The sequence below is a fragment of the Mycobacterium sp. genome (genome assembly GCF_025933915.1).
Taxonomy (GTDB): domain Bacteria; phylum Actinomycetota; class Actinomycetes; order Mycobacteriales; family Mycobacteriaceae; genus Mycobacterium.
Window position 1 is genome coordinate 1 of record NZ_JAICZA010000056.1, and the last position, 12225, is coordinate 12225.

The following is a 12225-nucleotide window of genomic DNA, read 5'->3' on the forward strand; positions in this document are numbered from 1 at the left end:
GAACCGCCGTATTCGTCGGGCACGGCCAGCCCGTAGATGCCTATCCGTTTCATCTGCTCGATCCACGCCTCGGGATAGGCATTGGCGTGTTCGACCTCGCGAACGCTCGGTTTGACCTCCCGGTCGATGAACGCCCGCACCGTGGCGACCAGCATGTCCTCTTCGTCATTCACCTGTGAGCACCTCACCGATTTGCGCCGAACGTCGACTTGGTGGGCAAAAACCCGCGACGTGCCACCAACAAGTCGACGTTGGGGGCTTGATCCGGATTGACCCCCGATTCCACAGCCTGCCAGCATGGGGCGTTGTGACTAGTGACGGGTATGCGCGGATTCGCGAGGGTGGGCCGTACTTCGACGACCTCTCGGTGGGGCAGGTGTTCGACTGGGCGCCGTCGATGACCCTGTCGTCCGGCTTGGCGGGTGCGCACCAGGCGATCGTGGGGGACCGGCTGCGCCTGGCGCTGGACGCCGACCTGTGTGGGGCGGTGACCGGCCTGCCCGCGCCGCTGGCGCACCCGGCGCTGGTGTGCGATGTGGCGATCGGGCAGTCGACGCTGGTGACGCAGCGGGTCAAGGCCAACCTGTTCTACCGCGGTCTGGTGTTTCACCGGTTCCCGGTCATCGGCGATTCCCTCTATACCCGCACCGAAGTGGTTGGGCTGCGGGCCAATTCGCCCAAGCCGGGCCGGGCCCCGACGGGCTTGGCGGCACTGCGGATGATCACGATCGACCAGGCCGACCAGTTGGTACTCGACTTCTACCGCTGCGGCATGCTGCCCGCCGGCCCGGACTTCGATCCCGGGCAAGCCGCGCCGCACGACGATCTGTCCACCGTCGGCGCCGACGTGCCCGGCCCGGCCCACGATCCGGCCGCGCAATGGGACGGCGAGGTTTTTCGCACCAAGGTGCCCGGACCGCACTTCGATGCCGGCCTGGCGGGCTCGGTGCTGCACAGCACCGCGGACGTCGTCAGCAGCGCCCCCGAACTCGCCCGGCTCACCCTGAATATCGCGGCCACACATCATGATTCGCGGGTTGGCGGGCGCCGGCTGGTGTACGGCGGGCATACCATCGGGCTGGCACTCGCGCAGGCGAGCAGGTTGCTGCCCAACCTGGTGACTGTCTTGGGCTGGGAGTCGTGCGATCACACCGGTCCCGTGCACGAGGGCGACACCCTCTACAGCGAGCTGCACGTCGAATCCGCCGAGCCGACCGAGCACGGGGGCGTGCTGGGGCTGCGGTCGCTGGTGTACGCGGCCGGCGACGCGGAGGGTGAGCCGGACCGCCCGGTGCTGGACTGGCGGTTTCGCGCGCTGCAGTTCTAACGCCGATGTGCGCCACGAGCACAATGGGGGGCGTGAGCTCGGCCGCAATCCACTGGGGACGTAGCGGGCTGGCCTACCTGACCGGCCTGCCCGACGGGCCCGCCGACTTCTCCCGCGCCCACGTGCTGTCCCGCGCGCGAGAGGTGGCCGCGGCCATCGCCGCCCGATGGGGCATCGACGTCGACGCGGCCGGGCTGTTGACCGGGCGGGCCGCCCTGCTGGGGTTGACCCGCGGCGGGCGGGTGTCGCCGGGCGGGGCCACCCGGTTGCTGGCGGCCCGGGACGGCTGGTGCGCGCTCACCCTCTCGCGCGCCGACGACCTCTCCGCCGTCCCCGCGCTGCTGCGGGTCGACGAGGTACCCGGCGACCCGTGGCCGGTGCTGCAACGGTGGACAGCCGCCCGTGCGACGTCCGAGATCGTCGAGCGGGCCGCGCTGCTGGACATCCCGGCGGCCGGCCTGGGCGAGGTGACGGCCGCGCCGCCGCGCACACGGCGAACCGGACCGCCCGCGGGGCCGCGTGCGCCACGGGGTCTGCTGGTGGCCGATCTGTCCTCCATGTGGGCGGGCCCGCTGTGCGGGCAGTTGCTCGCCCGTGCCGGGGCGACCGTCGTCAAGGTGGAAAGCCCGCGGCGCCCGGACGGCACCCGGGCCGGCGACCAATCCTTTTTCGACTGGATGAACGGTGAAAAACTCTGCTATGGGACCGATTTCGATACCCAGACCGACGAATTGCGCGAGCTGCTCGCCGTCAGCGACGTCGTGATCGAAGGCACCCGCCCGGCGGCGCTGGCGCGCCGGGGACTCGGACCGGACGACGTGGCGCCACGAGCGGGCCGAATCTGGTTGCAAATCACCGGCTATGACGGCCTAAGGCCGGGATTCGGCGACGATGCCGCGGTGGGCGGCGGCCTGGTGGGGACGAGCGCCCAGGGACCGGTGTTCTGCGGCGACGCCATCGCCGACCCGCTGACCGGGCTACAGGCGGCGTCGGCGGTGGCCGACTCCCTGGCCCGGGGCGGCGGTGAGCTGATCCGGCTGTCCATGGCGGCCGTCGCCGCGACCTACGCGGCGTTGCCGATCGAGCCGTCGGTCTCGCCCGCTCCCGTGTCGGCCCCGTCGGCGCCGCCGGCGTCGCGGCCGGCCTCCGGGCCCGGCGCCGACAACGAGACCGTGCGCCAGTTGGTCGGCCAAAGGCGTTGCCTGTCATGCTGATTCAACGGGCGACGCTGCTGGACGGAACGGTGACCGACATCCGGGTGGGCACGCAGATCGAGGAGATGGCGCCTTCGGGTGAGGGCCTGACCCCCAGGGCGGGGGAGGGCGTGCTCTACGCGGGCGGCGGAACCGTGCTGCCCGGGCTGCACGACCACCACGTGCACCTGCGCTCGGCGGCCTCGGCGATGGATTCGTTTTTCGTCGGGCCGCCCGGGGTCAGCACCGAATCACAGCTCACCCAACTGCTGGCGAACGCCACCCCGGGGCCCGACGGGTGGATTCGTGCTGTCGGCTACCACGATTCGGTCGCCGGGGAACTCGACCGGACCGCGCTGGACGCGATTGTCCGCAGCGTTCCGGTGCGCATCCAGCACCGCAGCGGCGCGCTGTGGATCCTCAACTCCGAGGCGCTGGGCCGGGTCGGCCTGGCCGAACACCCCGACGGGCGGCTGCGGAGCGCCGACCGCGGCTGGTCGCAAGCGCTGGACCGACGCGAAACCGACCTCGCCGAACTCAGCCGCCGCATCACCGCGACCGGCGTCACCGGCGTCACCGATGCCACCCCCGATCTCGGCGCAGACGACATGGCCTCGCTGTCGGCGGCCCACGACTGTGGCGAGTTTCGGCCACGCCTGCGCTTTCTGTCCCCGGGCAAGAAGATCCTGCACGACGACCGCCTTGACCTCGATGGCCTCACGGAATGGATTGTCCGGCAGCACAACACGGCGCGACCGGTCGCCGTGCACTGCGTGACCGCCGCCCAGCTGGTGGTGACCATCGCGGCCCTGCGCGCGGCCGGGGGCCACCCGCAAGACCGCATCGAGCACGCCGCGGTGGTGCCCCAGGAAAACGTAGCCGACCTGGCCGAGCTCGCGGTCACGGTGGTCACACAGCCCAACTTCGTCGCCGAGCGCGGCGACCAGTACCTCGCCGAGGTTCCCGCCGACGAGCACGATCAGCTGTGGCGGGTCGCCGCGCTGCGCGACGCGGGGATCCCGGTCGCGTTGTCCACCGACATGCCGTTCGGCCACGGCGACCCATGGACGGCGATGCGTGCCGCGGTGCACCGCACCACTCCGAGCGGTGCCGTTCTGGGTGCCGGCGAATGTGTATCGGCGTCAGCGGCTTTGACGATGTTTCTGGGCCAGGCGGATCAGCCGGGCCGGGTGCGCGCCGTGCAGACCGGGCAGCCGGGGGACCTGTGTGTGCTCAGTGAGCCGCCGGCGACGGCGCTGGCCGAACTCGATGCCGGCATGGTCGCCGCCACCGTCATCGGCGGTGAGCTGGTCTACTTCGCGATGTGACCGGCGATCAGGACGCCGGGGTGAGCGCCGCGCGCAGGATGTCGCATTGACTGTCGAAGAATCGTTGCGACACTTGCAGTTTCGGTGCTATCAGATCGAATCCGTGGAAGGCGCCCGGAACGATTTCGACCTGGCATGGCACCCCGGCCGCCTTCAGCCGTTCGGCATAGGCCAGGTCTTCGTCGTGGAACAGGTCGTGCGTGCCCACACCGATCCACGCCGGCGGCAACCCGCTCAGGTCGTCGCGCCGTGCGGGCACCGCGACCTGCGGGTCCGCGTTGCCCAGGTATGCGGCCCAGCCGAATCGATTGCTGCGGTTGTCCCATAGCCGGTAGTTCGCGCTGGGCGCGGTGGCCGAGCTGCGGTCGTCGAGCATGGGATAGGTCAGCAGCTGGAAGGAGGGGCTCACCTCCGCGCGGTCGCGGGCCAGCAGGGCCAGGGCGGCCGCGAGGCCGCCGCCGGCACTGGCGCCCCCGATGGCAACCCGGTACCGGTCCACCGACGGCAGCCCGGCCAGCCAGGCCAACGCGGAATAGCAGTCGTCCAGCGGCGCGGGATACGGATGTTCGGGCGCCAGGCGGTATTCCACCGACGCGACGGTGATACCCAGCCGCCTGCTGAACCCGCTGCACAGCCGGTCGTCCTGTTGGGCGGTGCCGATCACGTAGCCGCCGCCATGGATCCACAGCAGCGCGGGCGTGGGCTCGCTGACGCCGACGGGCCGGAACAGCCGGACACCGGCCCCCGACTCGAGGGTGATCACCTCGACGTCGCGGACGGGCTTGCCGAGACGCCCCCGCCAGGCCATGCCCACCCGCATGATCGGCAGGGTGCGAGGTCCGACGAGTCGCCGGGGGGCGAAACGGGCAATGCGTTGCAGGTCAGGATGAACATCGTTGTTCGGCACCGAACCAGTATCACCGACGGGGAAAATCACAGGACCGCTATCAGTGATCTGACATCAGGAGGCAGCGTGGCCCAGCTTGCGACGCGGTTCGTCGACACCACCCTCGGCGCGCTCAGGGTCCAGGTGAGCGACGGGCCCGGGCCCGCCATCCTGCTGTGGCCGAGCCTGCTGATGACGGGCGACCTGTGGGCCGGCCAGGCCGCCCGCTTCGGCGACAGCCATCGCCTGGTGCTCATCGATCCGCCCGGCCACGGCGGCAGCGCGCCGCTGCGCGCGTCGTTCAGCTTTCCCGACTGCGCGCGCTGCGTCGTCGAGCTACTGGACGGGCTCGGCATCGATCGGGCTCACTTCGTGGGCAATTCCTGGGGCGGGATGATCGGCGGCACCTTCGCCGCCCTTTACCCCGACCGGCTGAACCGTGCCGTGCTGATGAATTGCACGGCGTCCAAAGCCGGTGTCGCGCAAAAGGTGCAGTATGCGGCCATGCTGTGGCTGGCGAGAATGCTCGGCGGCATCCGGCCGCCGCTGACGCGCTCGAGCATCCGCGCCTTCCTGGGGCCGACCACGCTGCGCACCCGCCCGGATGTGGTCGAGACCGTGCGGGCGAACGTGGCTGCGGTGAACACGGATTCGGTCCGCTGGGCGGTGCGCAGCGTGGTGTCGGCCCGGCCGGATCAGCACGCCCTGCTGGGGCGTGTCACGGCGCCGGTGCTGGTGGTCGCCGGCGCCGAAGACGCCACCTTCCCGGTGGCCGAAACCCGGGCCATGGCCGAGTCGATTCCCACCGCGGCATTCACCGTGCTCGACGGGGTCGCGCACCTCGCGGCGCTGGAGGACCCCGCCCGGGTGAACGAACTGCTGGAGTCGTTCTTGTTCGAGTGAGCCGACACGTCTGTCGAACCGAAACGGCCGCTGCCACGTAGCCCTAACGGGCCCGCGCAGGGGCCCGCAAAGCAGTGGATTAACCGGGCCGCGATCGGGGTATCGGTGCAATGCTGGCGAACGTGCTTGCCGTCAGCTTGTTGGGGTTTGCCGGCTCGTCTTCGCAACGTCCCGCCAGGGGCCGAGCGTCTGCAGGCCGCCCGATCGGCCGCGACGCGAGGGACGTGACATGCTGGGGCAACTTTACGATCGGGCACTTGGCGGGGAGCGATGTTGGATCCGCCATGACGATGGCGAACTGCGGCCCCTGCCGGCACACCGCTGGTTGGGGGTGCGATGTCCCCCGAACAGCTCACACGTATCCGGTGACGCCTTCGACGAGGCTTTCGACGAAGCCGTCACGCAACTGTGCACCGGGCCGACCATCGAGCTGGGCTGCGGTCCGGGACGGTTGGTGGCGAGGCTGATCCAGCGGGGCATACCCGCGCTCGGTATCGACCGGTCCGCGACCGCGATCCAGCTGGCGGGTCGCGGCGGCGCACCGGCCCTGTTGGGCGACGTGTTCGAGGAGCTACCCGGAATGGGCTTGTGGCAGACGGTGTTACTGGTCGACGGCAATGTCGGGCTCGGCGGTGACCCGCTGCGCATTCTCGGGCGCGCCTTCGAGCTGCTGGCCCGCGGCGGCCGCTGCGTCGCCGAATTCGAGGCCGAGACCATCGGCATCCGGTCGCGATGGGTTCGCCTCGAGTCGGCGGCCGAGGTCGGGCCCTGGTTTCGCTGGGCGACCGTCGGGGTGGACAGCGCCGCCGCACTGGCCGCGCAGGTGGGACTCACGCTGACCGGCGTCCGCCTGATCGGCGAGCGGGTGATCGCCAGCCTGGCCGCGGTGTGAGCGTGTCGTGCACAGCTAAATCCGCCCCGCGCAGCGAACCGCCAAATACATTCCAAACAGGGTAAATATCTTATTCAGCGACACCGTCGGGCAAAGCGCGATCGCCACCATCGCCGGCTCTTCGTAAACGTCAGTTTCGGCGACCTACCCGGGGGTACAGTTCCCGGCATGACGGCGAATCGACCGGGCATCACACCGTGGGTGAAATGGTTGCTGCGGGCCGGTCCCGCCGACTATGCGCTGGCGCTGAGCGTCGCCGGGGCGTCGCTGCCGGTGGTCGGCAAACACCTCGAACCGCTGGCCGGCATCACCGCCATGGGTGTGTGGGGCGCGCGGCACGCACCGGAAGCGATATCCGCCGCCACCAAGGACTGGTTCACGCCGGGAGTCAACGACGTGCGGCGCCGGGACCGGGAGAGCACGCAACAGGTCTCACTCGCGGCGTTGCGGGGGGTCGTGGCGGCGGCGGACCTCGAGATGGACTGGCCTGCCGCCGAACGGACGCCGCCGATTTGGGACAGCCTGCGCCAGCGCCGCCACCTGTACCGCCGGGGCGTCCACTACGGGGACCACCCCGCGCAGGTGCTCGACGTCTGGCGTCGCAAAGACCTTCCCGCGCAACCCGCGCCGGTCCTGATCTTCCTGCCGGGCGGCGCGTGGGTGCATGGCAGGTGCATGGGTCAGGGCTCCGCCCTGATGTCACGGCTGGCCGAGCAGGGGTGGGTGTGCCTGGCGGTCGACTACCGCGTCGCGCCGCACCACCGCTGGCCGCGCCACCTCGTCGACGTCAAAACCGCCATCGCGTGGGCGCGCGCCAACGTCGACAAGTTCGGCGGCGACCGCAATTTCGTTGCGATAGCGGGGTGTTCGGCCGGCGGCCACCTGTGCGCGCTGGCCGGGCTGACCCCCGACGACCCGCAGCACCAGGCGAAGCTGCCCGAGGGCGCGGACACGTCGGTGGACGCGGTCGTGGGGATCTACGGCCGCTATGACTGGGAGGACCGCTCGACGCCGGAGCGGGCCCGCTTCGTCGATTTCCTGGAGCGGGTCGTGGTGAGAAAGTCGATCGCCCGCCACCCCGAGGTTTACCGGGCCGCGTCGCCGATCGCCCGCGTGCACCGTAATGCGCCGCCGTTCCTGGTGATTCACGGCAGCAAGGACAGCGTCATCCCCGTCGAGCAGGCGCGCAGCTTCGTCGAACGCCTGCGGGCCGTGTCGCATTCGACGGTGGGCTACCTGGAGTTGCCCGGCGCGGGCCACGGATACGACCTCATCGACGGCGAGCGTGCCGGCGCCGCGGCGCACGTCGCCTCGCTGTTCCTCAACCAGGTTTATCGCACCAAGGCACGGATCGGGGCAAAAGAGGTTATCTAAGCTGGCGCCGCTGAGTATGGTCCCTCTATGGGTAAGGGGCAGCGGTGAAGAGGCTTAGCGGCTGGGACTCGGTACTGCTGTACAGCGAAGCACCGAACGTGCACATGCACACCATCAAAGCCGCCGTCATCGAACTGGACGCCGATCGGCGTTCTTTGGACGTCGACGCGTTTCGTGCCGTCATCGGCGGGCGGCTGAGCAAGCTCGATCCGTTCTGCTACCAGCTCATCGAGGTGCCCCTCAACTTCCACCACCCGATGTGGCGGGAGAACTGCGAGGTCGACCTCGAGTACCACATTCGCCCGTGGCGGCTGCCGTCGCCCGGGGGCCGCCGCGAACTGGACGAGGCGATCGGGCAAATCGCCAGCACCCCGCTCGACCGCAGCCGCCCGCTCTGGGAGATGTACTTCGTGGAAGGCTTGGCCAACAACAGGATTGCGGTGGTCGGCAAAATTCACCATGCGCTCGCCGATGGCGTCGCGTCGGCGAATTTGTTGGCCCGCGGCATGGATCTGCAGCCGTGCCCGGAGGGCGGACCGTACATGTGCGACCCACCGCCCACCACGCGGCAGCTCGTGGCCTCGGCGTTCGCCGACCACGTGCGTCACGTCGGGCGGCTGCCGCACACGATCCGCTACACCGCGCAGGGTGTCGGCCGGGTGCGCCGCAGCGCACGCAAATTCTCCCCGGAACTGACCCGGCCGTTCGAGCCGCCGCCGACGTTCATGAACCACAAGATCACCCCGGAACGGCGGTTCGCCACCGCCACCCTGGCGCTGGCCGACGTCAAGGAGACCGGCAAGCGGCTCGGGGCGACGATCAACGACATGGTCCTGGCCATGTCGACGGGAGCGCTGCGCACCCTGCTGTTGCGCTACGACGGCAAGGCCGAACCGCTGCTGGCGTCGGTGCCGATGAGTTTCGACTTCTCGCCCGAGCGGATCTCCGGCAATCGTTTCACCGGTGTGTTGGTGGGCCTGCCGACCGATTCCGACGATCCGCTGGAGCGGGTGCGGTGCAGCCATGAGAACGCCATCGCCGCCAAGGAGAGTAACCAGCTGATGGGACCGGAGCTGGTCAGCCGGTGGGCGGCGTACATGCCACCCGGCCCCACCCAGGCCTTCTTCCGGTGGGCGTCCGGCCGCGACGGGCACAACAAGCTCCTCAACCTGAACATCTCCAATGTCCCCGGGCCGCGGGAGCGCGGCCGGGTGGGCGGGGCGCTGGTCACCGAGATCTATTCGGTGGGCCCGTTGACCGCCGGCAGCGGGCTCAACATCACCGTCTGGAGTTACGTCGATCAGCTCAACATCTCGGTGCTCGCCGACGGGGCCACGTGCGAGGACCCGCACGAGGTGACCGAAGCCATGGTCAACGACTTCATCGAAATACGCAGGGCCGCAGGGATTTCGGAAGACCTCACCACCATCGACGCGGCGATGGCGCCGGCCTGATCGGCTCGGGTCGGTCGGTACGGTTGCCCGGCGGTAACCCCAATCTCGGGGCACGTTAACGCCATTCCCGTCGACCGCTACCATCGGTCCCGACAGGAGCCACCGATACCTGAAGGAGCCGTGCGGCACCGTGAGCAGCGAAAACCAAGAGGCCAACGAACCCGAAGTCCTGGTCGAACAGCGCGACCGGATCCTCATCATCACGATCAACCGGCCGAAGGCCAAGAACGCGGTCAACTCCGCGGTGGCCAACGGCCTGGCCGCCGCCGTCGACCGGCTCGACAGCGAACCCGGACTCTCGGTGGGCATCCTCACCGGGGCGGGCGGCTCGTTCTGTGCGGGCATGGATCTCAAGGCCTTCGCCCGGGGTGAGTTGCCCATCGTCGAGGGTCGCGGCATGGGCTTCACCGAACGCCCACCGGTCAAGCCGCTGATCGCGGCGGTCGAGGGCTACGCGCTGGCCGGCGGCACCGAACTGGCATTGGCCACCGACCTGATCGTGGCCTCCAAGGACTCGGCGTTCGGCATCCCGGAGGTCAAGCGCGGCCTGGTCGCCGGGGGCGGTGGGCTGTTACGCCTGCCGCAGCGCATCCCGTCCGCGATCGCCATGCAGCTGGCATTGACCGGCGAAAACCTCAGCGCCGAGCGCGCGCACGCGCTGGGGATGGTCAACGTCCTGGCCGACCCGGGCTCGGCACTGGATGCGGCGATCGAGCTGGCCGAGAAGATCGCGGCGAACGGCCCGCTGGCGGTGGCCGCCACCAAGCAGATCATCGTCGAGTCCCGCGGCTGGAGCCCCGAGACCATGTTCGCCGAGCAGAATAAGCTGCTGGCTCCGGTGTTCTCCTCCAACGACGCCAAGGAGGGCGCCATCGCTTTTGCGGAGAAGCGCCCACCCAAGTGGACGGGCACCTGATCCATCGCCGGGCCGCACGATCCTCGCGTGATCTAAACTACAGTCAAGCATGACACTTTTGGCTAGCTTTGTAACGCGTTGATACCGGAGAAAGATCGAGGATGAGCATTTCGTTGCTGCTCGAGATGGCCGCGTCGGGCGACGCCGAGCGCACGGCGGTGGTGTCCGGCGATCTGCGGCTGACCACGCAACAGCTCAGCGATCTTGCCGACGGCGGCGCGGGGGTGATCGCGGCATCGGGCGCCAAGCACCTGGTCTACGTGGGCACCGGTGGCGCGATGCTGCCGGTGCTGATCTTCGCCGCGGCGCGTGCCGGGGTGGCCTTCACGCCGATCAACTACCGGCTCTCCGCCGACGGCATCCAGGCGTTGATCCAGCGGCTGCCCGAGCCGCTGGTGGTCGTCGACAGCCGGTATCGGGAGATGATCGGCGAGGTGTCGGACCGGGTGATGACGTCCGACGACTTCCTCGAGACCGCCCGCACCGCCGAACCCGCAGCGGAGTTTCCCGACCCGGACTCCGTCGCGATCGTGCTGTTCACCTCGGGCACCACCTCGCAGCCCAAGGCCGTCGAACTCTCGCACAACAACCTGACCAGTTACGTCACCGGGACGGTGGAGTTCGGGGCGGCCTCCGACACCGACGCAGCCCTGATCTGCGTGCCGCCGTACCACATCGCCGGGGTCAGCGCCGCGCTGTCGAATCTGTACGCCGGCCGCAAGATGGTGTACCTGCCCAATTTCGATGCGCAGGAATGGGTTCGGCTGATCAACGCCGAGCACGTGACCACCGCGACGGTGGTGCCGACGATGCTTGACCGCATCATCACCGTGCTGGAGAACGGCGACGGGACGGCCATCGAGCTGCCGTCGCTGCGCAACCTGGCCTACGGCGGCTCCAAGGTCGGCTTGCCACTGGTCCGCCGAGCCCTCGAGCTGCTGCCCAACGTGGGCTTCGTCAACGCCTACGGCCTGACGGAGACCAGCTCGACGATCGCGGTGTTGACTCCCGACGACCATCGAGCGGCGCAGGCGGCGGAGGCGCCGGACCTTGCGAGGCGGTTGGGGTCCGTCGGGCAAGCGGTGGCGGGCATCGAGCTGCAGATCCGCGACGAGGCCGGAAATGTGTTGCCGCCGGGCGAAACCGGCGAGCTGTTCGTGCGGGGCGAGCAGGTCTCGGGCCGCTACACCGGGATCGGCTCGGTGCTCGACGAGAACGGCTGGTTTCCCACCAAGGACATCGCGATGCTCGACGACGAGGGCTACCTGTTCATCGGCGGCCGCAGCGACGACACCATCATCCGCGGCGGGGAGAACATCGCGCCGGCCGAGCTGGAAGAGGTCTTGGTCGAGCACCCCCATGTGCGCGACGTCGCCGTCGTCGGTGTCGAGGACCCGCAGTGGGGCCAGGCGATCGTCGCGGTGGTGGTGCCGGCGGCGGACGTCGACCCCGACCCCGAAGAACTGCGTGAGTTCGTCCGCAAGAGTTTGCGCGGATCACGCACTCCCGACGAGGTAGTGTTTCGCGACGAGCTGCCCACCACCGCTACGGGCAAGGTCTTGCGCCGGGAGATCATCCAGACCCTCACGGGATTGCGCGCCGCGCCGGTCCAGCAGTAAGCGATCAAGGACGGAATCAATGATCAAGAACGGAACTCGTCTCGCCAGCCAGGTATGCGACACGCAGGTGATCGTCGTCAGAAGCGCCGACAGCCTCGACGACCTGCGGTGTGGCGGTGTGCCGATGGTGCCGGTGGGCGCCGAGCGCTCGGGCGAATTGGACCCGTCGTTCTCCGACGGCACGGTCATGGGCAAGCGTTACGTCGACGAAGCCGGCGCCGAGGTGCTGGTGACCAAGCCCGGCGCGGGGAGCCTGAGCATCGGCCAGACCGCACTGCACCTCAAAGAGGTCAAGCCGCTACCCGCCAGCGACTGAGAACGTCACCGCGAGCC

General features: G+C 69.4%; 12 protein-coding genes. 10 read left to right on the forward strand and 2 right to left on the reverse strand.

What is annotated here, in order from left to right:
• Positions 1–173: acyl-CoA dehydrogenase family protein (locus Q0W90_RS11215; RefSeq protein ID WP_297774587.1), on the reverse strand; the 173-nt coding region annotated here is incomplete at its 3' end.
• 134 nt (positions 174–307) lie between these two features.
• Between Q0W90_RS11215 and Q0W90_RS11220 the strand changes: the two genes are divergently transcribed.
• The 3 genes from Q0W90_RS11220 to Q0W90_RS11230 are packed head-to-tail and all read left to right on the forward strand — an operon-like array spanning position 308 to position 3848.
• The gene (locus Q0W90_RS11220) at positions 308–1327 is read left to right on the forward strand and encodes a MaoC family dehydratase (protein WP_297774563.1); all 1020 of its coding nucleotides are present in this window, start codon (positions 308–310) and stop codon (positions 1325–1327) included.
• 23 nt (positions 1328–1350) lie between these two features.
• On the forward strand, positions 1351–2541 hold the full coding sequence (locus tag Q0W90_RS11225) for a CoA transferase (protein WP_297774565.1): 1191 nt from the start codon (positions 1351–1353) through the stop codon (positions 2539–2541).
• Positions 2535–3848: an amidohydrolase family protein gene (locus Q0W90_RS11230; protein ID WP_297774567.1), complete on the forward strand. Its 1314-nt coding sequence runs from the start codon at positions 2535–2537 to the stop codon at positions 3846–3848. The genes Q0W90_RS11225 and Q0W90_RS11230 overlap by 7 nt, the downstream gene beginning before the upstream one ends.
• A gap of 7 nt (positions 3849–3855) precedes the next feature.
• Here the strand turns inward: Q0W90_RS11230 and Q0W90_RS11235 are convergent, their stop codons facing one another.
• Complete coding sequence (locus Q0W90_RS11235) at positions 3856–4755, reverse strand: alpha/beta hydrolase (protein WP_297774569.1); 900 nt, start codon at positions 4753–4755, stop codon at positions 3856–3858.
• Positions 4756–4821: 66 nt separating this feature from the next.
• On the opposite strand from Q0W90_RS11235, the gene Q0W90_RS11240 reads away from it, so the two are divergent.
• From Q0W90_RS11240 to Q0W90_RS11270, 7 genes are all read left to right on the forward strand, one after another.
• On the forward strand, positions 4822–5637 hold the full coding sequence (locus tag Q0W90_RS11240; RefSeq protein WP_297774571.1) for an alpha/beta hydrolase: 816 nt from the start codon (positions 4822–4824) through the stop codon (positions 5635–5637).
• A gap of 229 nt (positions 5638–5866) precedes the next feature.
• Positions 5867–6529 carry an SAM-dependent methyltransferase gene (locus tag Q0W90_RS11245; protein ID WP_297595677.1) on the forward strand — a complete coding sequence of 221 codons (663 nt, stop codon included), beginning with the start codon at positions 5867–5869 and terminating at the stop codon, positions 6527–6529.
• Positions 6530–6697: 168 nt separating this feature from the next.
• Positions 6698–7903 carry an alpha/beta hydrolase gene (locus Q0W90_RS11250; RefSeq protein ID WP_297595676.1) on the forward strand — a complete coding sequence of 402 codons (1206 nt, stop codon included), beginning with the start codon at positions 6698–6700 and terminating at the stop codon, positions 7901–7903.
• Between the two features lie 44 nt (positions 7904–7947).
• Positions 7948–9357, forward strand: coding sequence for a wax ester/triacylglycerol synthase family O-acyltransferase (locus Q0W90_RS11255; protein WP_297595675.1), 1410 nt, complete (start codon positions 7948–7950; stop codon positions 9355–9357).
• A 130-nt stretch (positions 9358–9487) separates the two neighbouring features.
• Entirely contained in the window at positions 9488–10273 is a 786-nt protein-coding gene (locus Q0W90_RS11260) for a crotonase/enoyl-CoA hydratase family protein (protein ID WP_297595674.1), read from the forward strand.
• Between the two features lie 101 nt (positions 10274–10374).
• Positions 10375–11892: a class I adenylate-forming enzyme family protein gene (locus Q0W90_RS11265; protein ID WP_297595673.1), complete on the forward strand. Its 1518-nt coding sequence runs from the start codon at positions 10375–10377 to the stop codon at positions 11890–11892.
• Positions 11893–11911: 19 nt separating this feature from the next.
• Complete coding sequence (locus tag Q0W90_RS11270; protein ID WP_225330262.1) at positions 11912–12208, forward strand: hypothetical protein; 297 nt, start codon at positions 11912–11914, stop codon at positions 12206–12208.
• Positions 12209–12225 lie beyond the last annotated feature (17 nt).

Coding starts and splice junctions, on each gene's coding strand:
- Q0W90_RS11225 (WP_297774565.1), top strand. CDS start 1,351: ATGGGGGGCGTGAGCTCGGCCGCAATCCACTGGGGACGTAGCGGGCTG.
- Q0W90_RS11230 (WP_297774567.1), top strand. CDS start 2,535: ATGCTGATTCAACGGGCGACGCTGCTGGACGGAACGGTGACCGACATC.
- Q0W90_RS11245 (WP_297595677.1), top strand. CDS start 5,867: ATGCTGGGGCAACTTTACGATCGGGCACTTGGCGGGGAGCGATGTTGG.
- Q0W90_RS11250 (WP_297595676.1), top strand. CDS start 6,698: ATGACGGCGAATCGACCGGGCATCACACCGTGGGTGAAATGGTTGCTG.
- Q0W90_RS11265 (WP_297595673.1), top strand. CDS start 10,375: ATGAGCATTTCGTTGCTGCTCGAGATGGCCGCGTCGGGCGACGCCGAG.
- Q0W90_RS11270 (WP_225330262.1), top strand. CDS start 11,912: ATGATCAAGAACGGAACTCGTCTCGCCAGCCAGGTATGCGACACGCAG.